The following is a 25,697-nucleotide window of genomic DNA, read 5'->3' on the forward strand; positions in this document are numbered from 1 at the left end:
ACCCCGTTCTCGGGGTACTCGACCTAGGGGATAGACACAGTGACCACGTCGACGGTTAACGAGCGTACGTACGGCAACTTCCAGGCTCCTCCGCGAGCGGGGCTGTGGGGCCAGGGCCTCGTGGCCACCATGCTGGGAGTAGTCGGGATCGGGATCTCGATCCTGGTGCTCGTACTCACCAGCACCTTCCTTGTTCCTTTGATCCTGCTCGGCTTGACTGCCGCGATCACGCTCCCGTTCGTGATACGAGTCAACGGCGACCCAGCGGCGGTACGCCTGCTCGCCGCGATCACGGGCTCTAGAGCGGCTGCGAAGAAGCACAACGCCTACCTCTCAGGGCCTCTCGGGGTCGTGCCTGGCGGCACCCACCGGCTCCCGGGCCTGCTGACAGCGACCGACGCGTTCGAATTCGCCGCGGGCGGGCGCCGCTTCGCGCTGTTGTGGCACACCCGCGCTCACCGCTGGACCGTAGTGATCGCCTGCTACCCCGAGGGACAGGACCTCGTCGACGACGACGTCCTCGATCGCCGCGTGGCCCGCCACGGCTCGTTCCTCGCAGGCTTCGCCACCGACAGGGACGTGGTCGGGATCCAGCAGCTGGTCGAGCTGGTCCCGGACCCGGGCGGCCGAGCGAGAGACGCGATCGTCAAGCAGATCACCCCATCGGCGCCCGAGGCCGCCCAGGCAGCAATGTGGGCCGCCGCCGCGAAGCAGGGCACCGGTCAGACGAGGGTCGGGTCACGGACGTCGGTGACCTGGCGTACGCCGGAGACGATCAAGGCGCGGCCGCGGGAGGAGCGGCCCGAGCTGATGGCGACCTGGGTCGCGGCCAAGCTGAACTCGATCTGCACTGACCTGCAGACCGCGGGGGCTGGGGTGGCGCGGCCGATGGAGCTCCTGGAGCTGGCCGAGGAACTGCACCTCGCCTACGACCCCGCCGCGGCGCGCGATGTGGACGAGCAGCGGATCAGCCGGCACCGGACTACCGAGTGGGAGGACGCAGGCCCCGCCGCGATGATCGAGCGACCGGGGGATCTGCTGCACGACTCAGGTCGGTCTGTTTCGTGGTCGATGGTGAAGGCACCCTCGAGCGATGTCGACCGCAACGCACTCCTGCCGCTGCTGGCAGCCGAATCGGGTGTGCTGCGCAAGCGGCTGTGCATCACCTGGCGGCCTGAGCCAGCCGATAAGGCGCAGGCGAGGGTGAAGCGCTCGATCCGGGCCTCGATCTTCAAGGCCTCCGCCGACAAGATCGGCGACGCCGGTGACGACCTCGACATGTCGGCGCACCGCTCGACGCAGCGGGAGCTGCGCAAGGGCGCGGCGCTGCTGAACTTCTCGATGCACCTGACCATCACGATGCCCGCCGAGGTCGACGAGTCCGCGGTCTCCTCGACGGTGGAAGCGATGGAGGCCTCCGGCCGGCAGGCCGACGTCGCGCTGCGCCGCTGCTGGAGGCACCAACAGGTCGGGTTCACCGCAGCGCTCGGTGTCGGGGTCATCCCGGCCGAGCTCTCGGTGATGCCCCGCGTGATCCGGGAGAACCTCTGATGGCGCGCCGTACGACCCAGCAGGGGAGTGGGCAGCAGTCGACCCGCTCGGAATCGAGCACTCTCGTGGGTGCGCTTCCGGGGATGCACCCCGACCGCGAGGCCGTCGAGGACCGTCACGAGCCGCTGCGCCCTGGCCGCGGCTGGGCTAAGCCAGGCGGCGGTCTAGTGCCGTGGGTCTCCGCACCGGTGGAGTACCACGCCTCCAGCGTGCAGGCGTGCGGCCTATGGCCGCACGTTGTCGGCGCTTCCACCGGTGGCGTCGGTGCGCCGCTGGGGGAGCATCTGCACTCCGGTGAGGCCGTGTTCGGTGACCCGCTCGCGATGTTCCGGGCGGGCATGATCCAGAACCCGGGCTGCGCAGTGCTCGCGCTGACCGGGCGCGGCAAGTCGACGATGATCGCCCTGATGGCCACCGGCGCCCTGGCGCGTGGTGACCAGGTCTTCTTCCCGGCCGACCTGAAGCCCGACTACTCCCAGTTCGTCACCGCGATGGCCGGCCCGCAGGCCGTGACCAAGTTCGGCCGCGGGGCGGGATCGATGAACATGCTGGACCCCGGCGACGCGTTCAAGGCCGCCGACACCTACAAGCACCGCGACCCGCAGCTGGCCGAGAAGCTCCGCGCTGAGGCGATCGGCCGGGCCCAGGACATCACGGTGGCGATGTTCGAGGTCTACCGCCGTGCGCCGCTCGACCAGAACGACGACGAGCTGCTGCGCGAGGCGATCAAGATCGTCCTCTCTGGCTACGAGTCGGGTTCGACCCCGACGTTGCCGGACCTGATCCGGTTGATCCGGACCGGTAACCCGACGCTGCGGGATCTGACCTTGACCGAGACGCAGGAGGCGTACGCGGAGGCGATCCACGATCTCCTCCGCACCATGGTTTCCTTCGACCGAGGTGACTTCGGCGCCGCGTTCGGCCGGGCGTCGACGGCGCACGTGTCGATGGACTACCCGACGATGTCGATCGACGTCTCGGCGGTGCAGGGCGCCTCGGACAAGCTCCTGGCCGGCGTCCTGTACTCGTCCTGGGCACACACCTTCGGGGCGATCGAGGTCCACCACCTCATCGCCGATGCCGGTCATCACCCCCGCCGTCACCAGATGGTGGTGCTCGACGAGCTGTGGTCGGTCATCGGCGCCTCGGCCGGTATGGCCGCTCGCGTCGACGCGCTCACGCGGACGAACCGGACCCAGGCGGTCGCCAACGTGCTGTGCACGCACACCTTCCGTGACCTGGAGGCTGTGCGAGACGAGTCAGCCCGAGAGAAGGCGCGAGGGTTCGTGGAGCGCTCGGGCATGGTCGTGGTCGGCGAGGTCCGCTCCCACGACCTGCAGGCGTTGCGGGACTCGCTCGGCAAGGTCTCCGCACGCGAGGTCGAGGAGATCGAGTCGTGGGGCGAGGGAGAGTCGATCGACCCGGCCACCGGTCGGATGGTCGCCGCCTCGCTGGGCAAGTTCTTGATGAAGTACGGCTCCAAGCCCGGCGTCCCGTTCAGGACCGACCACTCTGCGATCGCGCACCTCATGGACACCTCCTCGAGGTGGCGGGAGCCCGAGAGCAAGCTGCAGGCGACGCGGGTGCCACCGCGCACGACCTCGCCGGCACCGGTGGGTCTGCGCGATGAAGACACGGCGCCCTCGGCTCCGGCGACGGCTTCGGCTGCCGGCGACCCGGCGGCTGCCTCGATCGCCGGCGAGACCGCGCGGGGCACCGCATGAGCCGCCGCGAATCGGTCGAGCACCGGCACCGGACCGGCGACTGGGTGACCTGGGTCGGGCCGCTAGTCGGGTTCGGCGTCCTGACGCTGCTGCTGGCCTACTGGGCCGCAGCGCTGCTCACCGGTGCCGCTCAGGGGCGTACGCCGTTCTCGTTGCCGATCGAGCAGGTCACCGGCTCCATGCCGGCACCGGGTCTGGCGACCTGGATCGTCTTCGCACTGCTCGTGCTGATCCCGGCGACCCTCGTGTGGGTCGCGCTGGTCCGCTGGGGTGGCGGCGTACGACGTGGGCGTTCTCGCCTCGACGACGCCGCCGGCCGGATGGGTCGCGGCAAGGAGGACCTCGAGGAGTTCCTGCCGGCCGGCGCCCGGGCGAAGGCTGAGCGACTTCGTCCCGGAGGCCTCGGGAAGGGCGATGGCGAGGTTGGTCCCGCGATCGGCCGGACCCTGACCGGTCCGCGTCGTGTGATGCTGCGTCAGTCCTGGGAGGACTGCTCCATCGACATCTACGGCCCCCGACGCGGCAAGAGCTCCGCGCGGGCGATCCCTGCCATCCTGGACGCGCCCGGCCCGGTGGTCGCGACGGCGAACAAGGTCGAGCTCTACCCCGAGACCTGGCAGCACCGCGCGACCAAGGGTCGCGTCGACCTCTACGACCCCCAGCACCTGATCGTCAACAAGAACACGCCGGCGGCGTGCTGGTACAACCCGCTGACGCAGGTCGACGGGCCGGTCGCGGCCGCCGAGCTGGCCGAGATCTGGCGCGTCGCCGCAGTAGACCCCGAGGCGCGCACCGACGAGTACTTCTCCCCAGCCGGCAAGGAGCTGGCCGCGAACCTGATGCTCGCGGCCGCGGTCCGCGGCGGCACCCTGATGGACGTCTACAAGTGGCTGCTTGACCCCGAGACCGAGGAGCCCGAGCGCACGCTGGCCGATCACGGGTTCGAGCTGCCGGCCTTCTCCATGCGCGAGCTGCGTACGACAACGGTCAAGCAGCGCGACGGTGTCTACGGTGGTCCTCGGATCTGGCTGAGGCCTCTGGTCGACGCACACACGGCGCGGTGGGTGACCCCGGGCAACGGACGCCAGTTCGACCCGGTCGAGTTCGTCGAAAACCCCAACACGCTCTACCTGCACTCCCAGAAGGGTGCCGGCTCTGCGGCGGCCCTGGTGGGGTCGCTGGTCAAGGGGATCTTCGACGCGGCGAAGGCCAAGGCCGGCACCATGGGTCGACTCGATCCGTCCCTGCTGGCGGTGCTCGACGAGGTGGCCAACGTGTGCCGTCTCCCAGACCTGCCGGAGTACTACTCCCACTTCGGGTCCCGCGGGATCAACATCATGGCGTTTCTCCAGTCCTACAAGCAGGGCCGCAACCTGTGGGGCGAGCACGGCATGGACGCCCTGTGGGGTTCCGCGACCGTCCGCGTCTATGGCGGGGGAGAGGGCGACACTCAGTTCCTGCGGTCACTGGCCGAGCTCATCGGCCGCCACACCGTTATCGATCGCACCCGATCGGTTGGGCAAGGCCCGCGCGGGGTGACGCTCTCGGAGCACCACGCCCGCGAGTTCACCCTCGACGTCGACGACCTCGGCTCCCTGCCGAAGTGGCGCGCCGTCATGTTCACCCAGGCCGGTCGACCGGCCATGTTCGAGCTGGCCCCCTACTTCCGTGACCCCGAGCTTGCACGCGTCGTCACCGCCTCGAAGGAAGCCTTCACCGAGGCGCTGGGGACGCGGACTCTGCCCCACCTGGTCCACAGCCTTGACGGGCTGGCCCCGAAGGAGCTTCCGTGGTGACCGATCCTTTCGGCGTCGACGAGCTGGCCGTCGACGACGTCGCCGACGGCCAGCTCGTCGACCGTGACGCCCCCAGCGAACCGGACACCGGCGCTGCCCCTGCCCCCGCGGAGACCGCAGCGGAGGAGCCTCAGCCGCGGTTCTCCTCGGTGGTCGAGTTCGTCGAGCAGTGGCTCGCCCCGATGCTGCGGCGTCGGGTGAACACCAAGCTCGGCGGTGCCGATGACCTGCACTGGTGCCCCCGCTGGTGGGCGCACGAGGAGGTCGTCGACCGCCTTAGCGCGACCTGGCGCGCGTGGGAGGGTGCCAGGATCGCCCCGGACCCCGGTGCGATGGCGGGCTGGTGGCTCAGCGTGCTCGACCCGATGATGGCCGCGATCACGGACCGCTACACCGGACCGTTCGCCGTGTGCCGCGACGGGCACGCCGACGTGATCGCACCGCTGCCGCTCGAGCCGTACACCGCCGACGCCGCGGCGCAGATCACCAACGCCTACGAGACCGCAGATGCGGAGGTCGCCTACGACCCCGCGACCGGCGAGATCCGCAACGAGGAGCAGTCATGATCAGGCCTACGTCGATCCGACGCGCCCTGGCCGCATCACTCGCTATCTCAGCGCTGCTGCTCAGCGCGTGCGGGAGTGACCCCGCGCCGACATCATCCCCCTCCGCCGGCGCCTCTTCCGCCCCGGCGACCATGGCGCCCCACGACGAGCTCGAGGCGCCACCGACCACCGCGCCAGCCGCCGAGCAGGACTCCGCGACAGCGGCCCGCCGGTTTCTGACGACCTGGGCCAACCCGGACCTGTCCTATGGACAGTGGTGGCCGCGCGTTAAGCCGCTGCTATCCCCGCAGGGGCAGCAGGACTACGCCGCCGTCGACCCGGCCAACCTGCCTACGCTCACCCTCACGGGCAAGCCGCGTGTGGAGGCCTCGAGCGTGGCCACCGCGGTCACGGTCTGGCAGCCGACCGACCTGGGCGAGTTCGGGGTTCGGATGTCGCGCACATCCGAGACTGCAGCCTGGCTGGTCGCCGAGGTCACCTTCCCCGAGGGGGTGCACTGATCCATGGCGCAGCTCGGGGCAAAGCCGATCATCGGGGCCGGCACGGCGGGGCTCGTGCTGGTCGTGTTCGTGGTGGTCATGCTGCTGACACCGGCCGGCCAGGAGGCCGCTGCCTGCGGTCCCGGCGTGAACACCGCGTTGGGCACGCTGCCGGCGTCCTCGGCCTCGGGGAAGGTGCGGGTCGCGCAGGCCAACATCCCGCAGCGCTCCGGGATGGGCGGCTACCGCACCTCGATGAGCCGGTTGCTCAGCGTGGAGCCGGACTTCATCACGCTCAACGAGCAGGCCGGCCGCAGCATGGACCAGATCCTGTCGGCGGCGCCGGGGTACGCGGGCTTCCGCTCGGACGACGCCGGTCCCCGGGGCCAGCAGGGCCAAGCGCTCGACACGGCGGTGCTGTGGCGCGCCGACACCTGGGAGCAGGTCTCGGCGGGCCGCGTGCAGGTCGTCGAGGGCGATCGGGTCAGCTACAACGGCGCGGTACGGACCTGGAACCGCTACGCCACCTGGGCGCTGCTGGCCAACGACGCCGGCGAGATGGTCTCGGTCGTCTCGGTTCACCACATGACGAACCCGGCGAAGTACGGGCCCGACCGGCCTCGCCGCGCTCAGCTCTACGGGCAGGGCATGGATGCCTTGGCCGGGCTGATCACGACCCTCGGGGCGAAGGGACCGGTCCTGGTAGGTGGAGACTTCAACGTCTCGGCGAACCAGCGCGAGTCGTGGGCTGCGCCGGCGAAGATGAGCGCGCTCGGTTACAAGAGCTACGCGAAGGCGGTCGACTTCGTCTTCTACCCGGCCGCTCAGGGTGCGACCTCGACCAGGTCGTGGTCCGGCCCGATGATCTCGGACCACCCCTGGATCGCGGCCGAGATCGACCTCGCCGAGCCCGGCGAGCAGCCGAGCGCCGCGCCCGCGGCCGACACCGCCGCGGGCCTGCCGAAGGTCTCGGGGCTCGATGGTGAGCAGCTGCGCAACGCGGCCGCGATCATCGCTGCCGCCCAGGCCAAGAACGTCTACGCCGGCTATCCCGACGGACTGCCGGCACGCGCCTGGGCGATCGGGGTGATGACCGCGATCGGTGAGTCCGGGCTGCGGGTCCTCGACTACGGTGACGCGGTCGGCCCGGACAGCCGCGGGCTGTTCCAGCAGCGCGGCAACGGATCGTGGGGTTCCTACAACGATCGGATGGATCCGACGACGTCGGCGACGAACTTCTTCAAGGCGATGGTCAAGGTCGACCAGTGGGAGACGATGACCCCGACCCAGGTCGCGCACAGCACGCAGCGCAACGCCGACCCCAACCACTACACGAAGTACTGGGACCAGGCCGTGGCGGTCACCGCCGCGCTGAAGGGGTCCTCGGTCGTCGCAGCACTCGGTACCCTGAACTCGCCGATGTGCACCGAACCGGTGATGGGATTGGCTGGCGACGGAACCTACGTCTACCCCGTCCCGGCGTCGTTGATCGGCTCCGACCGTCGCAACTACGGGCAGTCTGGCTCCAACTGGGCACACGTCCACACCGGCACCGACTTCTCGGTCGCCTGCGGCACCCCGGTCTACGCCGTCAACGCCGGCCGAGTGATCCACAAGCCGACCTCGTGGGGTGGCCCCAACATGATCGGCGTCACCGATGGCCAGGTCACCACCTGGTATGCGCACATGCAGGCCGCCGACGTCGGCAATGGACAGAGCGTCGCGGCTGGCCAGCAGATCGGGCGCGTCGGCTCGGAGGGCAACTCCACCGGCTGCCACCTGCACCTGGAGGTCCGTACCCCGGCATCCAGCCCCGGCGTCATCGACGGGGCCCAGAATCCGACCACCTGGCTCGCCAAGAACGCCGGCTCCAACGCCGCCTGACCAACGTCCCCCGCACTCGGAGAGGTAATCCCGATGACCAGCACCACCGCACAGCCCGCAGCACCGGCGCAGCAGCGATCGCGCGGCCTCATCCTCTTCGGCGCCGTCTCGGTCGCGCTCATCTCGACCGCGGCGGCCTACCAGGCGATGGTCGGATTCGGCCTCGACGTGCTCGCGATGGGCACCATCACCGCCTTCGCCTTCGCGGGCGTCTTCGAGCTCTCGCTCGTCACCGTCGCGCTGATGGCTCGCGAGGCCAGCCAGCACGGCCGCCCCGCAGGCACCTTGCTGACCCTCACGTGGATCATGTCTCTGGCGTCCGGGTTCTTCGCCGGCTGGCACGAGATCCACCTCGGTCACCCCGTCGCGGCCGCCGCGTTCCGGTTCATCGTGCCGCTCCTCGCCGCGCTGATGTGGCACCTGGCCCTCATCGGCGATCGGCACCTCGCCAGCGGCCGCACCTTCGCGCAGCTCCGCGCCGACGCCCGCCTGGCCGTGATGTTCCGCGCTACCCGCATCGCTGAGCGGGCCTACCACCGGCACCAGCTCGCCAACACCACGCGCACCAGTCGGCAACTCGAGCGCGCCCAGGCCCGCCAGGACCGCGCCGAGGATCGAGTCCTCGACACCGTGCCGCCGGCCGACGTCCGCGCCGCCGTCACCGAGTGGCGCGCCGCCGTCGTCGACGTCGCCGACGCCACCACCGACATCCGCCTCCACGAGAGCCGGCGCCTGATCGCGCTGCGCGCGCCCCGCGACCTGGCCCACAACACCGGGACCGTGCACGTCGAGCAGCTCTTCCCTGCGGCCGAGGCCCCGACGATCGCCGGGGAGCTCAACGGTGCCGAGGGCGACCACGAGCCCGCAGAAACCGAAGTCGAGCGGGCACAGTCCGCCCAGGCCTCCACCCGACCGCACCTGGTCACGGTGAAGGTGCCCGCTGAGGGGACGAGCAAGGCCACCTCGACCGCGGCCACGGCACCGACCCAGCGCGCCCGCAGCGCCAGAGCAGCCACGGTCCGACAGCGGGTCGCCGAGCTCCGCGAGGAGGACCCGGAGCTGACGAACAAGGACATCGCCAAGCGACTGGCCATGAGCGAGCGGACTCTGTACCGCTTCCTCGGTGACCGCGCGAACTGAGCGTGCTCACACCAACGGGAAACTCGGGAGGAACCACGATGGGTAAAGGTGCCAGGAACAGGGCACGTCGCCAGGCGGCCGCCACAGCACGTGGAGCGATGGTCCGCGACCGCCGCACCGTGAACCTGTGGCCCGGTCTCGTCGACGGGGTCACTCTCAGCACTCAGACTCGCGTGCGGCTCGCGCGCCCCGAGGATGAGCCGGCGCTGCGCCGCTACATCATGGAGGCGACCGAGGACCCCGAGGTCGCCGATCCGGCCAAGACGATCCCGATCGCCTGCCCCTCGATCACCGCGGGGATGCGTGAGGGCAAGGACGGCTTCATCACGGGTCTCGCGCAGGAGTGGACTCAGGTCGGAACCGGGACGGGTGATGGCCGGATCGTCGCGGGCTTCTCCCTGGTGGCCGTCGACGACGACGATGACGATGACGTCCTCGGTTCGGTGACGGTGTGCCCGCCCTACAGCTTCTTGAGCAATATCCTCGACGGGTTCCCCCTCGAGGAGCAGAGGAAGCTCGTGTTGCAGGCTCAACTGGGGATCTCGAAGATCGTCGCGGTGGCCGTGCGCGAGGATCTCCGTGGCGAGGGGATCGGCGCCGACCTGGTCAGCACCGCACTGCAGGTCATCCGGCGCTGCAACCTCGGCATGATCACCTTCGGCAGCTGCGAACCGAGCCGAGCAGCGTTCTACCGCCGCCTCGGGTTCGCGATCGCATCGGTCGCGCAGCCCATCGACCTGTATATGGCCCTCGGGATCCACGCCATGGTGTCCACCCCCGACCACCACATCTTCAGCATGCGACAGGAGCCGCGATGACCAAGGACATCCACCGCGCCGAGGACGCCGACGATCTCACCGAGGTGACCGGAGCCGATCTGCTCAAACCGCTCAAGGAGCTCGAGCCGACAGACGATCTGATGGATGCTCTGAGCCAAGCAGGTCGGATCACCGACGTCAGCGTGCTCGACCTGGCGCGGTGCCGCGCCGAGCTGGCTGACGCCGGCCTGGTGGTGCCGGACTTGAACGCCCTCGCGAATGAGCTGGCCGAGGGCCGCGAGCTGCGCGGTACGACGGCGTCAGTAGGCGCCGTCACCGCCGTCCTGACCCTCGCAGCGGCCCTCCTCCTGGGCGTCGTGTGGTCAGGGGCCGAGCTCATTGATCTGGACTTCCTCGACAGCCTCGCCTCCGGCACGACCGTCGTCATCGCCACCCTGGCCGCGATGGCGGCCGCCTTGGGTGTCTGGTGCGTCAAGGTCGCCGAGGTCAGCGTCAGCGACCTCTTCACTCACCAGACGACGCTCCCAGCCCTGACCAGCCATCGCCGCGCGCTGGGCATCATCACGGGGTGCGTGAGCCAGGAGCCACTCTCCTGGGAAGGGCGGCCCCTGCTGCAACGGGCGAGCGCTGCGGCGTCGTCGATCGCCCGCAGTGAGGTCTGGTCCTCGGAGATGTTCGACACGCATCGCGTACGGGTCGACCTGGTCGAGGAGGTCCGACTGGTCGCTGAGCGTGTCCGGGTGCTGACCTCGGGCACGAGCGGCGGCAACGTCACCAGCGCGGAGATGCGCAAGGCCCTTCTCGATTCGACCACGGCACGGCTGGCCGCGCTCCAGCAGTACCGCGACCAGGTGATGGCCGTGCAGCGAGCGGCCGACCGACTCCACCGGGCAGAGCTCGAAGAGATCGGCTCGGACAGGTTGGTCGACTGGCTCGCCAAGACGGGCGCCGACGAAGGTCAGGTCGCTGAGCTGAACAGCATGGCGGCTGAGTCACGCGCGGCCGCCCAGGCGATCGCCGACACGCTCGCCGCGATGCAGCCCACGTCAGCCATCTTGACGCATCGGCGCACCGATGAGAGCGGCACCTAGGAAGACACACAACGGCACTTGGATGGGGCCCCGCGAGCGTCTCTCGCGGGGCCCATCGGCTTCCAGGGCCCGGCTGCATCGTGCAGGGTTGCGTCTGGTCGAGGCGTGGCGGGCGCGGGCGACCAGGTCGTATCCCTCGGACCTGGCCGCCGCAGCGCGGCCGGTGCGGCTGACGTTGTTGGCGGCGTTGTGTTGGACCCGGCAGGCTGAGATCACTGATGCGCTGGTCGATCAGCTGCTCGCGCCGATCTTGAAGATCAACACCCGCGCAGACCCGAAGGTCGAGCGTGAGCTGACCGAGGATCTGCGCCGGGTGCGAGGCAAGGAGGGCATCTCGTCCGGGTGCTCGCCCAAGCGGCGGTCGAGCACCCGGACGAGATGGTGCGTACGGCGTCGTTCCCGGTGGTCGGCGAGGGCACCCTGCGCGACCTGGTGCGTGAGGCCAAGGCCAACCAGCGGGCCTTCCCAGGCCCGTGTCCGTACGGTGCTGCACTCCGGCTACGCCCACCACTACCGGCGGATGCTGCCCCGCTGCTCGCGGCGCTGGAATTCCAGTGCAACAACACCGTCTACCGGCCCGTCATGGACGCCCTCGATCTGCTGGCCCGTTACGACGGCGTCGACGGGAAGCACCGCTTCTACGCCCCAGCCGACCAGCCGCCAATCGACGGGGTGGTCCCGGCCGCGTGGCGCGAAGCGGTGGTCGACGAGCAGGGCCGCATGGAGCGGGTCCCCTACGAGCTGTGCGTGTTGGTCGCGCTGCGTGACGCGGTCCGCCGCCGCGAGGTATACGTCGCCGGCGGCCTGCGGTGGCGCAACCCCGAAGACGACCTGCGCGGCGTCGGCGCCTTGTTCTCGGACGAGCATCCCGCCATCAACGCGTGGAGCAACATCGGCACAAGCGGCGCGGTGGCCTTCCGGAAGAATCCGATTCCCTCGATCTTTCGCATCGATGATCAGGTCTCAATCGTGGTTGGACCAGCCGCGCTGCTCAACTGGCGGGCTGGATGTCGGTCGAGTCCAGCGCTCGGCGGAGCGCCTTGGCCAGTGTGATGCCGTCACCGGTCGCCCAGAAGTGGGCGTAGAACAACCGGGGTTCCTCGGTGAAGGAGTGGTTGTGGACCTCGACGAGGGCGATGCCACCTTCGCGGAGCGCACGGATGACCTGCTGTACCTCCGGTGCGGTCATGGCGAAGTCGCCGTTGACCGCTGCGCGACCGCCGCCGAGGGGCTGGAAGTTGATCGCAGTGGTGAGTCCGAGCGTCGGGGGCAGGACGTGACCCTCTGCGGTCATGGTCTCGGCGCGGGCGACGCTGAACTTGTAGATCCCGCCATCGGCGGTGCCCGTGCGGCCTATCGCCTTGTCAATGCCGGCAGTGTCGAGGTCGACCGGCGGCTGCGGCGCGGGCTGCGCGGGTGCAGGGATCCCGGTGGCACCCAGCGCCGCCTTGAGCCCGCGGGCGAGCTCGGCGGGGTCATCGCCCATGGCGTGGATGTGGGTCCACCAGATCGCCGGGTTCTGCCGCAGGAGGTGCTTGTGTACTGCGGTCTGCTCGATCCCGTGGGCTTGCAGCGCGTCGGTGACCTTGGGCAGTTCGGTCTCGGTGACCACCAGGTCGCCCATGAGCATGACGCCGTCGCGGTACTTGGCGAAGGCGGCGTAACCGCCCAGCGACAGGCCGGGCTTGATTGCCACGCCGTGCGAGGTGACGTGCAGGTCGGTGCGAGGCAGGCCGATCCGGTAGACGGTGTTGTTGTCGCCGAACGTCCCGGTCCGCCCCAGCGCGTCGGTTACAGGCTTCCAGTCCGCGTCCGTTGTGGGAATCGGCTCGTGGCGCCCGTGACCCGGACTGGAGTGGGTCGCTGCCGCCGGTTCAACTGTGTCTGTGGACGTCCCGCAAGCTGCGAGCCCGACCAGCAGCAGTGCTGCCAGCGGTATGGCTCCCCGACGAACCGTGCGGGCGATCATGAACGACATGGTGCTTTCCTTCCCGAGGGACTCCAACGGAGCCAGAGTATTTTTTAGGTTGCACAACTTCTCCATCGTCGTACCCCGGATGTCCACCGCTGATCAGAGCCCGTTCGTGAAGGCGTAGGTACTGGGTACATCGGGTGTCTGGTCCGCCGGGCGGCGGCCGGCCGAGGGGTCGCTGGGAAGGTCCCAACGGGTGGATGCGGTCAGCGCAGCGGGTGTTGGGGCCGCACCGCCATCAGCGCTGTCTTGTCCGTTATCCGCGTAGGACCCGCAGCCGCTCGTCAGGGCCAGCGCGAGGACGCCGGCGCCGAGGGAACTGAGCCGTCGGTGAGGTGTTGAGCGGGTCATGATTCAGTCTCCGCCCTCAGGCGCTGGCCGCAGTGGGTGTAGAGCGCGTCGTAGATGTAGGACGCGCGCCCCAGGAGCACCTGGTCGTCGGCCTCGACGAAGGGCCCGGCCGCTCCGAGTGCGGCCAGGGCGGCGCCGAACGGGTGGGTGTCGACGTCAGTGCTGACGTCGGCGGCGTGCACGATATGGGCCATCGTCGTCAGTGCCGGGTCGGTCAGGCCATAGGCGTCGATGAGCGTTTCGAAGGTGCACCACTCGCCACCGGCGGGGTTCGGCTGGTGGGTGTATGTCGCGCCGGGGGCGTCGAAGCTGATTGCACCGATCTCCTGTGCCGTGGCAAGGACATCCGCTGCGGGGACGTAGATGATCTCGGCCTCGGGGTCGATGAATCTGCGGATCAGCCACGGGCAGGCGATCCGGTCGGTCTTGGGGCGTTCACGGGTGATCCACTTCATCGAGTTCTCCTAGAAGACGGACTAGAAGACGGACTGGACACCGAAGACGCCAAGCCCGATCAGGGCACACAGGCCGATGGTTCGCATCGACTTCCAGTTGCGAGCGAACATCAGGTAGCAGGCCAGCGCGGTGATCGCGAACGCCACCGGATCCCACGACGACACCACCGGCAGGTCGAAGTGGAGCGGGCCAGCGTCGACGGAGCGAGACCGGTCGAAGAGCGTGTGCAGCGCGAAGTAGACGGCGAGGTTCCCGATCACGCCGACGACGGCGGCCGTGATTCCGGTCAGGGCGCCCGCGATGCTCTTGTTGCCCCGCAGCCGCTCGACGTACGGCGCCCCGAGGATCACGAACAGGAAGCAGGGCACGAACGTCACCCAGGTCACCAGCAGCGAGGCGAGCACCGCGGCGACCCAGGGGTTGAGGTCGCCGGGGTGGCGGTAGGCGCCGACAAAGGCGACGAACTGGACGACCATGATCAGCGGCCCTGGCGTGGTCTCGGCGAGCGCGAGGCCCCGGACCATCTCCCCCGGCGCGAGCCAGTGGTAGACGGAGACGGCCTGCTGGGCGACGTAGGCGAGCACGGCGTACGCGCCGCCGAAGGTGACCACCGCGGCGCCGGAGAAGAACAGCCCCTGGTCGACGAAGACGGGGGTCGAGCGCACGAACAGGGCGAAGAGTGCCACCGGAACGAACCACAGCGTGAGCCCGATCGCCAGAACTGCGAAGGACTTGCGCTTCGAGGGCAACTCGTGGTGCAGGTGGTCGTCGGAGATCAGCGGCGCGGGCCCGTCGTCGGCCGGCCCGTGGCTGCCGCCTTCGGCGAACTCCTTGATGCGTCGGGACAGCAGCCAGCCGAGGAACCCGGATGCGAAGACCACGGCCGGAAAGGGAACGCCGAACAGCGTGAGCGCGATGAAAGACCCGACGGCCAGCGCGATCAGTGCGGGATGGGTCAGGGACCGCTTGCCGACGCGGTGGACGGCCTGGGCGACAATGGCGATGACCGAGGGGGCGACTCCCGCGAAGAGGGCGGTGACGGTCCCGGAGTTACCGAAGGCGACGTAGATCGTCGAGAGCACCAATAGAGCCAGCATGCCAGGCAGGACGAACAGTCCGCCCGCGATCAGCCCCCCGCGGGTGCCGTTGAGCAGCCACCCGACGTAGGTGGCGAGTTGCTGGGCCTCGGGGCCGGGGAGCAGGGTGCAGAAGTTCAGGGCGTGCAGAAACCGCTTCTGGCCGATCCATCGCTTCTCGTCGACCAGGGTGTGCTGCATGACGGCGATCTGGCCGGCAGGTCCGCCAAAGGTCTGCAAGGAGATCCCAAACCAGGCCTTCGTGGCCTCGCCGAGCGGGATGACGTCGTCGGGGCGGGTCTTCAGGAGAGTCAAGGGGTGTCCGTTCCGGTGAGTAGGGACCGTCGGAGGTGGTCGTGGACGGCGTCGAAGATCGGGGCGGTGAGCTCAAGGACTTCGGGGTCGGCATGGGCTATCGAGAGGGCACGGAGGATCAGGTCGAAGCCGGGGGGCTTCGGGGGCGTCGTAGACGTCGTCTTCGATGTCGGCCTCGTGCACGATCGCGGCGATCCGCCACAGCACCGGGTCGGCCAGGTCGTAGCGGCGCAGGATCGTCTCGAACGAGCAGTCGTTGCCGTGATGGCCGAGGTCGATGCCGCGCATGTCGAACGGCGTGGAGTCGTCGGGTACGTCGTCGGGGTCGGTGACGAACACGAATTCGGCGTCAGGGTCGATGTGGCGGCGGATCAGCCAGGCACAGGCGGCCCGGTCGATGTGCACTCCGGCGCGGGTGGCCCATTTCATCGGACCACGTCCTTCCAGTTCTGGTCGGCACTGTCGGAACCGACAAGCGTGGATGCGAGCACTGCGAGCGCCTGGCGGGCCTGCTCGCGTTGGGCGGGTCGGAAGAAGTCGCGCCGGCGGATGCGGTTGTTCTCCGCGCGGAGGCGCCGCAGGATGCGGGCGCGCTCGACGCCGGTCGCGGTGAGTGCACCGGTCGCCTGGTCGATCAGTGCGTCGTATTCCGCGGCGCGCGCTTCGTTCATCGATCGTGCCAGCTCGCGCTCCTGCGCTCTGGTGATGGGTCGTGCGAGCCAGACCCCGGCAGATCCTCCGGCGCGGATCGCCTCGTCCGCGGCCCACTCGAGTTGCTCTCGGGTGCGGGCGTCGGCGGGCAGCGCGACCAGGCCGTCGGCGAGTTGGGCGACGCCAAGCCGCTTGAGCTTGCGCCACAACGCCAGTCGCGGTGCGGACCCCATTGTAACCACGGTTACATCGGCGTGGAACTGGGGTACCGTGCCAGCGAGCGATCTCGTCGGAGTGCACCGAGGCCGAGGCCCAGCGTCCCGCGGTGCGCTCGGAGTCCCCGGCGCGGGTGTAGCGAGCGAGCATGTCGCTGCTGGTCCACCTGGCGAAGGACCCTTCTCCAAGGCCGCGCTCCCGAGCCCGATGAGCAGGTGGGACTTGCCGGTGCCGGAGTCCCCGATCAGGCAGAGCGGCTGGCCCTTGCGGACCCGCTCGCCGGTAGCGAGGGCGAAGATGATGGCGGGGTTGACGTTGGGGTTTGCCTCGAAGTCGAAGACTGCGATGAACTTCTGCCGCGACCTCGAACCTCGACCTCGAACCTCGACCTCGGGCGTCGACATCGGTCACGGACCCGACCGGACTGGGTTCAGATTGAGGGACTGAGCTGTGCTGTGAAGCGATGACTCGACGGCACGGTCATCCCATCTTGTCCACTGGCCGGGCACGGCCCGGGTCAGCGTGCCCCGCCACTCGGCCACATAGCACTGAGGGAACCATCGTTTGAGCAGGTCCAGCATGATCGGTACGGCAGTGGATGCCCCCGGGGAGGCTCCCACCAGTCCAGCGACGGTGCCGTCTGCGCCCACGACAAGCTCGGTGCCTTGCTGTAGAACGCCGATCCGGTGCTTGTTCGGAGTGACGAGCTGAGCTCGCTGTCCCGCGGGAACGAGGTCCCACTCGCTGGGGTCAACATCTGGGTAGAATCGTCGAAGCTGGTCGAACTTGGTGCGAGGACGAGCGAGAAGTTCCCCGATCAAGTACCCGACCAGCGACAGGTTCTGAACAAGCGCCGCGGCGATCACGTGCAGGTTGTGCCAGCGCAGCGTGCGGAAGACGTCGCTCAAACGGCCGTGCTTGAGCAGTTTCGTGCTGAACGTCGCGTACGGGCCGAACATGAGGTAGCCCTTGCCGTCGACGATGCGCTTGTCCAGATGTGGCACTGACATGGGCGGTGCACCCACTCGGGCCTGGCTGTAGACCTTGCCGTCGTGCTGACCTACGACCGCAGGAGTCTCGGAGCGTAGAAAGGCCGCCCCGACCGGGAGGACCGCGTAGCCTCGAACTTCTGGGACCTTGGCCTTCTGGAGCAGGTTGAGCGCGTATCCCCCAGCACCGATGAAGACCCGTCGGCTTCGCATCGTCCACGGTTTGCCCCCGCGAATGCCGCCGACGAGCCATCGCCCGTCGGCCTCGCGGGTCAATGTGCGTACGTCGTGGCCCATCCTGACTTCTCCGCCGGCTTGATCGATGATCTGCACCATGGCCCGCGTCAACGCACCGAAGTCGACGTCGGTGCCGTCAGCGACGCGAGTGGCCGCGATGCGATCGCCTGGCTCCCTGCCCGCCATCAACAACGGTGCCCAGGCAGCAATGGTCGCCGGATCCTCGCTGAACTCCATGCGCGAGAAGAGCGGATTCTTGGTGAGGGTCTCGAACCGCTGGCGCAGGTAGGTGACATCGTGCTCGCCGAAGACCACGTTCATGTGCGGTGTCGAGTGGATGAATAAGTCCGGGTCGAGCAGTCCAAGGTCTGCGAGGTAGGCCCACCACTCCCGCGTCACCAAGAACTGCTGAGCGATGGTCGTCGGCTTCGTGTCGTCTGTGGCCTCAGGCATGTAGTTCAGCTCGCAGTAGCCGCTGTGGCCGGTCCCAGCGTTGTTCCACGGACCGCTGCTCTCGGTCGCCAGAGCGTCAGCCCTCTCGACCAGGATCACTTTCCAATCAGGTTCAAGCACCGCGAGCATGGAGCCCAGCGTTGCTGACATGATTCCGCCTCCCACAAGCACGATGTCGGCGTCGATGTCGGCGTCGATCGCCTCTTGCCCCGCTGCCGCTCGGTTGAGTTCGTGTGTCATCTGGCGTCCTCCTGGACGTTGCCTGCAACCGTCCTCGTGGACGCGTGTTTCCAGCCTGACTCTCCAACCATCGTTCCGTCCAATGAACTTTTTCCGTCATACAATCCAGTTATGCATCAATGGTCAGAGCGGCTCGCTCCCCACCTGGCAGCCTTGGTCGCGTTGGCCGAATACGACGGCCACATGACCCGAGCAGCCGAAGCGCTCGGTGTCCCTCAGTCGTCGATGAGTCGCCGCGTCCACGCACTGGAGCAGGCACTGCGAGTGCCCCTGCTGATCCACGACGGCAGGATCGTCCGGCTCACCCCCGCAGCCCAGGACCTCGCACGCGCCGCACTTGACCCTCTGCGTCAACTCGACCTGGCTGTCGGGGTCATCACAGGCGAAGCAGACCCCGACCATGGCACCGTCAGCCTCGGCTCTCCCCTCACCATGGGATCAGTACTCATTGCCGACCTGCTCGCCGCTTTCAGGCGACGCCACCCCGGCATCCGAGTGGCGCTGAAACAGGCCCACGGCGCTGAGCTCTCGACCGACCTGCTCGCGGGACGCCTCGACCTGGCGATCGCGATCCCGCCACCCCAGCGCCTTCGACACCAGATCATCGGAACACAGCAGATCTATGCGGTACTCCCAGTCGAACACCGCTTCGCCGATCGCACCAGCGTCCAGATCCACGATCTGAAAGACGAGGTCTTCATCGCCAACCCGGCTAGCTACAACCTTCGCCAACTCACCGAAGCATGGTGCCAAGAGGCAGGATTCGTCCCCACCATCACCCTCGAAGTCACCGAGTTCACCACCGTACGAGCACTCATCAGCCGCGGCCTCGGCATCGGCCTACTTCCCCGCGACGAACAGCTCCCCGAAGGCGCCGTAGAGCGCCCATTAGCCGGGAACCGGTACCAACGAGACATCGCTCTCGCTTGGGGCGCGACGGTCGAAACCCCCGTCACACGGCAGCTCTCGACCTTCCTGCTGAACGAGTTCACGCCGCGCCGCTGAGCCAGCCCGGCACGATAACCGTTCCGGAGCAGACGATGACTTCGAACTCGTCCCAGCCACCGATCAACCTCCCTGGTCACGAGTACGTACGCACCTAGCGCCGGGCGTAGCACCACAGTCGCCCGCGAACGGTGGCACCAGCAGCGCCTCGAGCAGTGCTCCTCACGCAGTTCGACCGGGCATACCTCGGCGGCCAGCCAGTCGGCAAGCGTGTCCTCGTCGCCCTCGCTGAACTCGCGGAACCCGAACGCACCACGGATCTGGACCCGATGGCGCTTGAACGCCCGACCCTGCCAGTCGTAGTCAGCGAGCAGGTCGGGCTCAACCGCCAGCTGCTGCGCGACGTACGCCACGGCCGGAGGCGGCAGCTCCTCAGCCGAACGCGGAAACGTGCCTCTAACTCGAAGAACTTCAGCAGCAGGGCGAACCCGAGCCGTGTCGCCCCGGACTTGTTGCCGACAAGGAGCCAGTCCTCGTCGACCAAGGTCCACGAACCAGCCAGATCCTCGGCCGACCACTCGGTGCGCACAACGACGAACCGTAGGCACATCTGACGACGACACGCCAGAACCTGCGACCGCTACTTGTCACTCGGCGACAGCTTCGGGAGTACCGGGCTTTGAGGGGCACTCGGGGAGCAGCGGGCCGCGTGGCGAAGCCCTCGTGCTCGGTGGCCCGAGCTACGTGCTCCCCGAGGAGCTTGGGTGGGTCTTGAGTTGTCTGGGGTTGCGGGTGAGGCGGGGCTTCCGCCCCACCCGCAGTCGGCCTTCCCCGAGCCACGTGACCTGTTCCAGGCCGCATAGGTACGGCCGGTGGCAAGGCCAGCGCAGCTGGGCATCGCTTCCCTTGCCGCCGGCCCGGCGCGGCCTAAGGTCGATGAGCGGCCCGGGGACGGCCGACTGCGGGGGAGGAGCCGCATCGTCGTGCGCTCCCACAGTTACTAGGCCGAGCCCGTTCCTCGGCTCGCATCTGCGGAGTCGTCAGTCAGTAGCCCACGGGAGCTGCAGGACGGCGACGCCGATCCACACGGTGGCCGCCCCGATGCTCGCGAGCACCGTCGCCGAGGGCAGCAGCAGCCGAGGATGCCCGAACTCGTGCCCCGCCCATTCCTGGGCGTACGTCATCCACCAAAGGAGCCCCGCACCAACGGTGCACACCATCGCGCAGATCACGAGCACGCTCATTGCCAGGGTCATCATCATTGATCGCGCTCCGATTCCTTGTCGGAATTGCGCCGCCGCCGGCCGCTGCGGGTCCGGTCGGCAGCGTTGCGGTCGTAGGCAGCGACCTGGTCCGGGGTGAGGGCGTCGTGGAGCTGGTCGCTGACCTTCACAGCGTAGGACTCCGCGGCGAGGCCGCCCGGGATCCCGGAGGCCGTCCCCGGCGACGGTGTCGTATCGAGGGTTGCGCGTAGGCCGTCCCGTGCAGTCCGACCTGGTGGCCGTGGAGCGTCTTCCCACTGTCGGGCCCTGGCCGCCTCGACGACCGAGGGGGGTCGCGGGATCTCGGTGAGCGCACGAGCGGCGCCGGCCGCCTGGCCGCGTCCGCGGCTCGAGGCGAGGGGGAAACCGCCGCGGCCTTGGAGCTGGGTGTCAGGGCGGTCGACCTCCTGGTTGGCGCGACGGCCGACCTGATGGCCAACCTCGTGGGCGGCCGCGATCAGGGCGCGCTGCTCGGCTGCAGCCAGGGTGATGTCGCTGGAGGTGGCCTTGGCTACGACAGCCAGGCCACGTACGATCTCGCTTTGCTGGGCGACGACGTCGCGGCTCGCCGCAGCGGCAGCCTTGGGGTCGGTGTCGACCATGGTCCGCATCGCGTTGTACAGCTTGCCGAGTGAGTCACGGTGGTTGTCGAACTGGTAACCCTCCCCGGCTGGCCCGGCCAGTCGCTCGACGTGTTCGAGGGCCTCGATCCATGAGGCGGCCAAGGGCCGCAGAAGGCGTACCCCCATCTGGGGCTCCTGGTCGGCCGCGGCCGAGCTCAGTCTGATCGGGGCTACGAGCCGGCTCAGCTGCTGCATCGCCGGCGCGATGTCGTGGACGCCGCGCACCAGCCGGACCTTTGGCCCTGCTGGTCCAGTCGGAAGGGAGTCGTCGACGGACTCGAAGGGCTGGGCGCGCAGGGTGTCGGCGGCCTCGCTGGTGGTCTGCCAGCGTGCGACCCGCACGGTGTGCCCCGCGATGAGGCGCGCCGTGAGGGCGTCCTGACGGGCGGCGCCCGGGCTGTGGGGATCGGTGGCCTGGAGGCCAGATCGGCGCAGCCCCTCATCGAGCACGACGACGGCCTCGGCAGCGGTGGCCGTGTCGGCCAGGACTGGCCACAGCGTTGCCGGCTGGTAGAACCAGTCCTGCTCACCGGTGGTGAGGACGTGGTTCGCGGCCGCGAGCTCGATGGCGGCCTGCCTCCACAGCTCCAGCTCTTCGTCGACACGGGCGCTCTCGCCTGGCGAGCTCTGCTCGCCGGCGGCCGGTCTCAGGACGTCGAGCGGGCTCTGCCGCTCTTCTCGGGGCAGCCGGCCGCGTTCCTCGATCACGCCCATGAGCAGCGGCAGGGTCTCATGGCCCAGATTGGAGACCTTCACCCTTGCTGCTGTCGTGGGTTGCGTGCCAGGAGTCGCCCAGAGCCGGATGCGGTCCGAGAGCGCGTCGAGGACGGCTTCTCTGCGCTGCAGCAGCAGTCGCCGCTGGGCGTCGGTGCCGAAGTCGTGGCTATCTCTCCCTGAGTGGCGACGTGCGCTCATGTGGCTGAGCAGCTCGTGGAGCGCCGCGGCCGCGGCCTCCTGGTGCTCTCCGTAGGTCCCGAGCATGCGACGAAGATCCTGCCTAGGCGCTCACGCCGGCGGCGGGGTGGTCACCGAAGACGGCGCGAGCCTCCTCCGCGAGGACCAGTGCGCGAAGCGCCCGCAACCGATGTGGCAGGTCGAGCGCGTCGAGCCCGACCGTCCGCAGGTGGTCGACCAGCTGGTCGAGCAGTTCGCCGGCCTCCTCACGGGTGGTCGGCTCGTCGATGGCGATCTCGCGGGCGGGAGGCGCGGCGCCGAAGTCGTCGAGCTCACCCCAGGCCTGCCCCAGCAGGGTCTGGGCCCTCAGCCCGATCAGCTCCAGTGGCAGAGCGGCGAGGATCGCATCAGCCGACGTCCGGGCGGCGCTGGTCGCGAGATGGGCTTGGAGATCGGCCTCGAGGTCGGGCTCGTTGCTGGGAGCGTTCATGTGCACCATCGTGCGCTGTTCTCCCCGCTGGATCGAGGCCAATCTTCGAACCTGTGGATAACTCAGTCGCGAACGATGCCTGTGGACAGTAACTGGCCCGTCTCGGTCACGGCGGATTCAGCGTTCGTCAGCGGGTACGTGCCTGCCCGCGCTGCTGGTCCCGGTTCTTCTGATGGATCAGGTTCTTCTTCGAGGTCTGGCGCCCGCCGGATGCCTGCCACGCCGACAGCTGGCGCTCGACCGGCTGCGGGTGTGACTCATCGGCCAGCCGTGAGGCATGAGCTGGCTCGCCCGCGCCCTCGGCGGCCGGCTCGGCGTGCTCGGCCTCGGCCGGGCTCTGGACCGACTCCTCGGCCTGCTCCCGCTCGTCGACCGCGGCCGCCCGGGCCTCTTCGTCCCGGGCACGCTCCTCGTGGGTCTCCGCGTCCTCGCGGTGAGCAGCGCGCTCGCCGAGATCCTCGGCGTAGCCGGCCTCGAGCGCAGCCTTGTTGGCCTCGCTGATCCGGCTGGTGTCCGGCACGTCGATGCCCCGGGCGCGCAGCTGCTCCTCGATCTGGGCGGCCGCCTGCGCGGCCCGTGGGTCCAGCTCGCGGTGAGCGACTGCGGATGCGTACCCGTCGATCCAGTCGGGGCCCGCCTTGGCGGCCGCCGCCCACGCGCCGGCGGCGAGCTCCGCCTCGGCCTGGAGCTGACGGCGGACCTGCTCGGTGCGGGTCTCGGACTCGGCCTGGGCCGTGGCCAGTGCGCGAGCTCGGCGGATCGCGATCTGCTCGGCCGCGGCGAGCGCGACCTGCAGCGCGGCGGCTGTCTTGCCGCCCATCTCCCTGGTGACCTCTTCCATGGATCTTTCCCCCTGAATCGTGTTGGTCGGGTGATCTCTACTGCTCTATGCGGCTCTCTATGCCGCAGTTGCTCCGGGTGGCTGGCGGCATCGTGAAACGACCCCGCTATCGCTCGTGACCGCGTTCGCCGTCGCGCTGTCGCTGGCCTGGGCGCGGTGGCGTCTTCGGGACGCCCGTACCCGTGTTCCCTCGCGCGGCCTGCTCCTTCTGCCAGGCGAGCTGCTCCGCGATCGTCGGCGGCCGCTGCGGCGCCGAGCCGCTCTGCGTGTTCGCCTGTTCGGCCGGTCGTTGCGCCTCGGCCACCGCAACCAGGCCGCGGGACTCGCCGTCGCGGTAGGCAGACAGGAGCTGGTCGGCGGCCGCTTGGGCGCGTCGGGCGTGCTGCAGTCGACCCGCCTGCTCGTGCGCCGCCTGGATGGCCATCGCGGTGCGCCCCAGCTGGGCGATCAAGATGAACACCGCGGCGTAGCCACCCCGCGACGCCAGGTAGGCACCACCGATGGCTCGTGCCGCGGTGGCGAAGGGCGCCGGCCCAATCAGGGACTGCTTCAGCGCGGGCTGCCCGGCACCCATCTGGTGCTGCGCCGAGGCCGCGAGCGACCGGCTGGCCCGGTGCAGCGGACCCCGCCCATCCGGCTCGAGCCGGTCCGCGAGCACCGAGAGAGTGCCGGCTGCATCCGACGCGATCCGTGACCACGTCGCGGCGTCGCCGGCGGGTACCTGCTCGAGGTTCTTGCGAGTGCCGGCGATCACCTTGGCGCTCGAGCGCCACAGCTCAGCCTCCACCGCCTCATCCGGGGTGGCTGCTTCCGCGTCACGGCCGAGCGACTTCGTCGACCGGGCAGGCGCACCCGCCTCGGAGGCATCCTGAGCGCTTCGCCAGGCGGCCGCGTTCTCCGCGGCCTGGTCCTCGGTGGGCTGTTCCCACCGCTTCCGCAGCTGCACCAGGGACAGGTCTTTGGCGACGTTGCGACCAGAGATCCGCACCAGGGTGCCGTCGGTCTCGGCCGGGCCCAGCGCCACCGAGTAGCCCTTGGCCTCGGTCCTGGCCCCGCGACCCCAGTTCGGGAAGACCAGCACGCCCGCGTCACCAAGGGCCTCGACGAACTCAGCCTCGTTCGTGGCTTGGGCCCCCGCCGAGCGCAGCAGGCTTTCGAGGCGCTCACGGGTCGGCGCGTACGACGCTGCCGACCGGGCCGCGGGGATCTCGATCCCGGGCTCGCGTGGCTCAGCCTGACCTCGGGTGGCCGTCTCCTCGGCCGCGCGCCCGGCTCGCTCGTACTCACCGCGCGACAGCCCGCGGGTGCCCGCCCCGCGGCCCGTGCGGTACAGGTCGAACTCGTCCTCGAACCGCTCGGCGATCGCGCGCAGTCGCTTCCCGGGACCGACACCCTTCGAGGTCCACAGCTCACCCTCGTTGACCCGGGTGCCGTCCTCCCGGGTCAACGTCAGCATCAGGTGCACGTGGTTGTCCGAGTGCCGAACCAGCGCCCACGGCACCCCCGCCTTGTCGGGGGTCTCGGCCAGGCCGAGCTCGGCCAGCGAGGCACGGGCGACCTTGTGCCACTCCTCATCGGAGAGCAGCCGGTCGGAGCCTCGCTCACCCTCCACGCCCTTGTCGACGGCCATCACCAGGTGCATCACGTCGCCCTTGTTGCGACGGTGGCCTGCCAGCCGACGAGGTGCGTCGAGCTCCTGGCCGAGCTGGTAGAGCTCGGCCTTCGACAGCTGCTCACCGGTCTTCCAGGACTCATCCCAAGCAGCCACGAGGTGCGAGTTCTCGTGGGCGTGGGTGAAGCCCTTCTCGTCGAACGCGTAGTAGACGAGGCCCTGGATCCGCGACCCTCGCGGGGCCTCCTTGATGATCACTCGCCGGCCCTCTCGGGGGCGGCCGCCGGCGACTCCTCGACGGGGTCGGTGTGCTCGTCCTTCGGGCGTCGCGGGTCGAGCAGATTCGCCACCTGAACGGCTCGACGGATCAGCTGCAGGGTCTCGGCCAGGACCTGCTCGGTCTCCGCGTGCAGGTGTCGCTCGCTGTGGGTGTAGTGGGTCAGCTGGTTCAGGTTGCGGGCGACACCACGGGCCTGACGGACTACTGCCAGCAGCTCTGCCGCGGCCGCGTTCCGCCACTCCAGTGACACTGCCATCGACACGCCCCTGCCACCTGACACCGCACCCGCGCCGCCGGCGCGGGGTGCCATGTCAGGGGCCTCCTCTGCCATCCCGACAACCGCCAGGTACGACGCCGCTGTCAGGCCGGCCGCGTCGGCGCGCCGACCGATCTCGCCAGCCTCTGCCTCGGTCAGACGGACCAAGACTTGGACCGGGCGGCCGCCCGGGACGCGCTCACGACGATGCATCGGCGGCCTCCTTCCTGACGTCTCTCAGGCCTAGCGCAGCGTTGAATCCTGAGACCCATGGTCTCAGGCCGCGGCGACAGCCGCAAGGATCAGATATCTGTTCCTCTACTTGCTCACGGAGTGCCTTGAGACGCGCAGCGTTCGGTTCGCCGCAGAGCTGGTTCGCGACGGACTGCCGGCACCCTTCGGGCGCCGACAACGATGGCCCGCTCCGCGGGCCGCCCTTGCGGGCGCGGGAACGGGGGAGGGCTGCCCCCGGCGAGACATCATCCGGACCCGACAGACTGCGTCAAGGGCTGCGCCCCGCGACCCCGA

Annotated in this window: 23 protein-coding genes and 2 pseudogenes; 11 read left to right on the forward strand and 14 right to left on the reverse strand. The window is 69.2% G+C overall.

Features of this window, described 5'->3' with window-relative positions; all coding sequences use genetic code 11:
* Nucleotides 1-39 precede the first annotated feature (39 nt).
* From BJ988_RS29280 to BJ988_RS29325, 10 genes are all read left to right on the forward strand, one after another.
* A complete protein-coding gene (locus BJ988_RS29280; RefSeq protein WP_179661789.1) occupies nt 40-1,551 on the forward strand; it encodes an SCO6880 family protein in 1,512 nt (503 codons plus the stop codon).
* Nucleotides 1,551-3,275 carry a hypothetical protein gene (locus BJ988_RS29285; protein ID WP_179661790.1) on the forward strand — a complete coding sequence of 575 codons (1,725 nt, stop codon included), beginning with the start codon at nt 1,551-1,553 and terminating at the stop codon, nt 3,273-3,275. The genes BJ988_RS29280 and BJ988_RS29285 overlap by 1 nt, the downstream gene beginning before the upstream one ends.
* Nucleotides 3,272-5,071: a type IV secretory system conjugative DNA transfer family protein gene (locus BJ988_RS29290; protein WP_179661791.1), complete on the forward strand. Its 1,800-nt coding sequence runs from the start codon at nt 3,272-3,274 to the stop codon at nt 5,069-5,071. The genes BJ988_RS29285 and BJ988_RS29290 overlap by 4 nt, the downstream gene beginning before the upstream one ends.
* Complete coding sequence (locus BJ988_RS29295) at nt 5,068-5,637, forward strand: DUF4913 domain-containing protein (RefSeq protein WP_179661792.1); 570 nt, start codon at nt 5,068-5,070, stop codon at nt 5,635-5,637. Before BJ988_RS29290 ends, BJ988_RS29295 begins: the two co-directional genes overlap by 4 nt.
* Nucleotides 5,634-6,137 (forward strand): hypothetical protein, encoded by a 504-nt coding sequence (locus BJ988_RS29300; RefSeq protein ID WP_179661793.1) that lies wholly within the window; start codon nt 5,634-5,636, stop codon nt 6,135-6,137. Before BJ988_RS29295 ends, BJ988_RS29300 begins: the two co-directional genes overlap by 4 nt.
* A gap of 3 nt (nt 6,138-6,140) precedes the next feature.
* Entirely contained in the window at nt 6,141-8,000 is a 1,860-nt protein-coding gene (locus BJ988_RS29305) for a peptidoglycan DD-metalloendopeptidase family protein (RefSeq protein ID WP_179661794.1), read from the forward strand.
* 33 nt (nt 8,001-8,033) lie between these two features.
* Nucleotides 8,034-9,140, forward strand: a complete 1,107-nt coding sequence (locus tag BJ988_RS29310; RefSeq protein WP_179661795.1) for a DUF2637 domain-containing protein — start codon at nt 8,034-8,036, stop codon at nt 9,138-9,140.
* A gap of 98 nt (nt 9,141-9,238) precedes the next feature.
* Nucleotides 9,239-9,958 carry a GNAT family N-acetyltransferase gene (locus tag BJ988_RS29315; protein ID WP_179661796.1) on the forward strand — a complete coding sequence of 240 codons (720 nt, stop codon included), beginning with the start codon at nt 9,239-9,241 and terminating at the stop codon, nt 9,956-9,958.
* Complete coding sequence (locus BJ988_RS29320) at nt 9,955-11,010, forward strand: hypothetical protein (protein ID WP_179661797.1); 1,056 nt, start codon at nt 9,955-9,957, stop codon at nt 11,008-11,010. Before BJ988_RS29315 ends, BJ988_RS29320 begins: the two co-directional genes overlap by 4 nt.
* Before the next feature lie 342 nt (nt 11,011-11,352).
* Nucleotides 11,353-12,063, forward strand: a complete 711-nt coding sequence (locus BJ988_RS29325) for a hypothetical protein (protein WP_218861833.1) — start codon at nt 11,353-11,355, stop codon at nt 12,061-12,063.
* Here BJ988_RS29325 and BJ988_RS29330 read toward each other — a convergent pair.
* From BJ988_RS29330 to mqo, 7 genes and pseudogenes are all read right to left on the reverse strand, one after another.
* Entirely contained in the window at nt 12,002-12,988 is a 987-nt protein-coding gene (locus BJ988_RS29330) for a DUF1259 domain-containing protein (protein WP_218861834.1), read from the reverse strand. The two genes, BJ988_RS29325 and BJ988_RS29330, sit on opposite strands and share 62 nt — an antisense overlap.
* Before the next feature lie 341 nt (nt 12,989-13,329).
* Nucleotides 13,330-13,788 (reverse strand): chromate resistance protein ChrB domain-containing protein, encoded by a 459-nt coding sequence (locus tag BJ988_RS29335; RefSeq protein ID WP_179661798.1) that lies wholly within the window; start codon nt 13,786-13,788, stop codon nt 13,330-13,332.
* Between the two features lie 21 nt (nt 13,789-13,809).
* Nucleotides 13,810-15,180, reverse strand: coding sequence for a chromate efflux transporter (gene chrA, locus BJ988_RS29340; RefSeq protein WP_179661799.1), 1,371 nt, complete (start codon nt 15,178-15,180; stop codon nt 13,810-13,812).
* Between the two features lie 72 nt (nt 15,181-15,252).
* Nucleotides 15,253-15,609: a chromate resistance protein ChrB domain-containing protein gene (locus BJ988_RS29345; protein ID WP_246322215.1), complete on the reverse strand. Its 357-nt coding sequence runs from the start codon at nt 15,607-15,609 to the stop codon at nt 15,253-15,255.
* Nucleotides 15,606-16,064: a Chromate resistance protein ChrB gene (locus BJ988_RS29350; RefSeq protein ID WP_179661835.1), complete on the reverse strand. Its 459-nt coding sequence runs from the start codon at nt 16,062-16,064 to the stop codon at nt 15,606-15,608. The genes BJ988_RS29345 and BJ988_RS29350 overlap by 4 nt, the downstream gene beginning before the upstream one ends.
* A gap of 171 nt (nt 16,065-16,235) precedes the next feature.
* Nucleotides 16,236-16,451 (reverse strand): annotated as a pseudogene (locus BJ988_RS29355) (ATP-binding protein); the annotation flags it as partial.
* A gap of 3 nt (nt 16,452-16,454) precedes the next feature.
* Nucleotides 16,455-17,966, reverse strand: coding sequence for a malate dehydrogenase (quinone) (mqo, locus tag BJ988_RS29360; RefSeq protein WP_179661800.1), 1,512 nt, complete (start codon nt 17,964-17,966; stop codon nt 16,455-16,457).
* Between the two features lie 18 nt (nt 17,967-17,984).
* Here mqo and BJ988_RS29365 point away from each other — a divergent pair, with 18 nt between their 5' ends.
* On the forward strand, nt 17,985-18,971 hold the full coding sequence (locus BJ988_RS29365) for a LysR family transcriptional regulator (protein ID WP_246322216.1): 987 nt from the start codon (nt 17,985-17,987) through the stop codon (nt 18,969-18,971).
* A gap of 197 nt (nt 18,972-19,168) precedes the next feature.
* On the opposite strand, the pseudogene BJ988_RS31625 reads toward BJ988_RS29365, so the two are convergent.
* The 7 genes and pseudogenes from BJ988_RS31625 to BJ988_RS29400 form a co-directional block, all read right to left on the reverse strand.
* Nucleotides 19,169-19,534, reverse strand: a pseudogene (locus BJ988_RS31625) (DUF4158 domain-containing protein); the annotation flags it as partial.
* Between the two features lie 417 nt (nt 19,535-19,951).
* Entirely contained in the window at nt 19,952-20,173 is a 222-nt protein-coding gene (locus tag BJ988_RS29375; RefSeq protein ID WP_179661801.1) for a hypothetical protein, read from the reverse strand.
* On the reverse strand, nt 20,170-21,777 hold the full coding sequence (locus BJ988_RS29380) for a hypothetical protein (RefSeq protein WP_179661802.1): 1,608 nt from the start codon (nt 21,775-21,777) through the stop codon (nt 20,170-20,172). Before BJ988_RS29380 ends, BJ988_RS29375 begins: the two co-directional genes overlap by 4 nt.
* Before the next feature lie 16 nt (nt 21,778-21,793).
* Nucleotides 21,794-22,180: a hypothetical protein gene (locus BJ988_RS29385; protein WP_179661803.1), complete on the reverse strand. Its 387-nt coding sequence runs from the start codon at nt 22,178-22,180 to the stop codon at nt 21,794-21,796.
* 127 nt (nt 22,181-22,307) lie between these two features.
* The gene (locus tag BJ988_RS29390; protein ID WP_179661804.1) at nt 22,308-23,021 is read right to left on the reverse strand and encodes a hypothetical protein; all 714 of its coding nucleotides are present in this window, start codon (nt 23,019-23,021) and stop codon (nt 22,308-22,310) included.
* 106 nt (nt 23,022-23,127) lie between these two features.
* Entirely contained in the window at nt 23,128-24,891 is a 1,764-nt protein-coding gene (locus BJ988_RS29395; protein WP_179661805.1) for a hypothetical protein, read from the reverse strand.
* Nucleotides 24,888-25,382, reverse strand: a complete 495-nt coding sequence (locus BJ988_RS29400; RefSeq protein WP_179661806.1) for a MobC domain-containing protein — start codon at nt 25,380-25,382, stop codon at nt 24,888-24,890. The genes BJ988_RS29395 and BJ988_RS29400 overlap by 4 nt, the downstream gene beginning before the upstream one ends.
* Between the last annotated feature and the right edge of the window lie 315 nt (nt 25,383-25,697).

The sequence above is a fragment of the Nocardioides panzhihuensis genome, assembly GCF_013408335.1.
Lineage (GTDB): Bacteria > Actinomycetota > Actinomycetes > Propionibacteriales > Nocardioidaceae > Nocardioides > Nocardioides panzhihuensis.

Coding starts and splice junctions, on each gene's coding strand:
- BJ988_RS29385 (WP_179661803.1), bottom strand. CDS start 22,180: ATGAACGCTCCCAGCAACGAGCCCGACCTCGAGGCCGATCTCCAAGCC.
- BJ988_RS29305 (WP_179661794.1), top strand. CDS start 6,141: ATGGCGCAGCTCGGGGCAAAGCCGATCATCGGGGCCGGCACGGCGGGG.
- BJ988_RS29285 (WP_179661790.1), top strand. CDS start 1,551: ATGGCGCGCCGTACGACCCAGCAGGGGAGTGGGCAGCAGTCGACCCGC.
- BJ988_RS29400 (WP_179661806.1), bottom strand. CDS start 25,382: ATGCATCGTCGTGAGCGCGTCCCGGGCGGCCGCCCGGTCCAAGTCTTG.
- BJ988_RS29345 (WP_246322215.1), bottom strand. CDS start 15,609: ATGAAATGGGCCACCCGCGCCGGAGTGCACATCGACCGGGCCGCCTGT.
- BJ988_RS29390 (WP_179661804.1), bottom strand. CDS start 23,021: ATGGAAGAGGTCACCAGGGAGATGGGCGGCAAGACAGCCGCCGCGCTG.
- BJ988_RS29320 (WP_179661797.1), top strand. CDS start 9,955: ATGACCAAGGACATCCACCGCGCCGAGGACGCCGACGATCTCACCGAG.
- BJ988_RS29315 (WP_179661796.1), top strand. CDS start 9,239: ATGGTCCGCGACCGCCGCACCGTGAACCTGTGGCCCGGTCTCGTCGAC.
- BJ988_RS29300 (WP_179661793.1), top strand. CDS start 5,634: ATGATCAGGCCTACGTCGATCCGACGCGCCCTGGCCGCATCACTCGCT.
- BJ988_RS29310 (WP_179661795.1), top strand. CDS start 8,034: ATGACCAGCACCACCGCACAGCCCGCAGCACCGGCGCAGCAGCGATCG.
- mqo (WP_179661800.1), bottom strand. CDS start 17,966: ATGACACACGAACTCAACCGAGCGGCAGCGGGGCAAGAGGCGATCGAC.
- BJ988_RS29330 (WP_218861834.1), bottom strand. CDS start 12,988: ATGTCGTTCATGATCGCCCGCACGGTTCGTCGGGGAGCCATACCGCTG.
- BJ988_RS29290 (WP_179661791.1), top strand. CDS start 3,272: ATGAGCCGCCGCGAATCGGTCGAGCACCGGCACCGGACCGGCGACTGG.
- BJ988_RS29380 (WP_179661802.1), bottom strand. CDS start 21,777: ATGCTCGGGACCTACGGAGAGCACCAGGAGGCCGCGGCCGCGGCGCTC.
- BJ988_RS29375 (WP_179661801.1), bottom strand. CDS start 20,173: ATGATGATGACCCTGGCAATGAGCGTGCTCGTGATCTGCGCGATGGTG.
- BJ988_RS29335 (WP_179661798.1), bottom strand. CDS start 13,788: ATGAAGTGGATCACCCGTGAACGCCCCAAGACCGACCGGATCGCCTGC.
- BJ988_RS29350 (WP_179661835.1), bottom strand. CDS start 16,064: ATGGGGTCCGCACCGCGACTGGCGTTGTGGCGCAAGCTCAAGCGGCTT.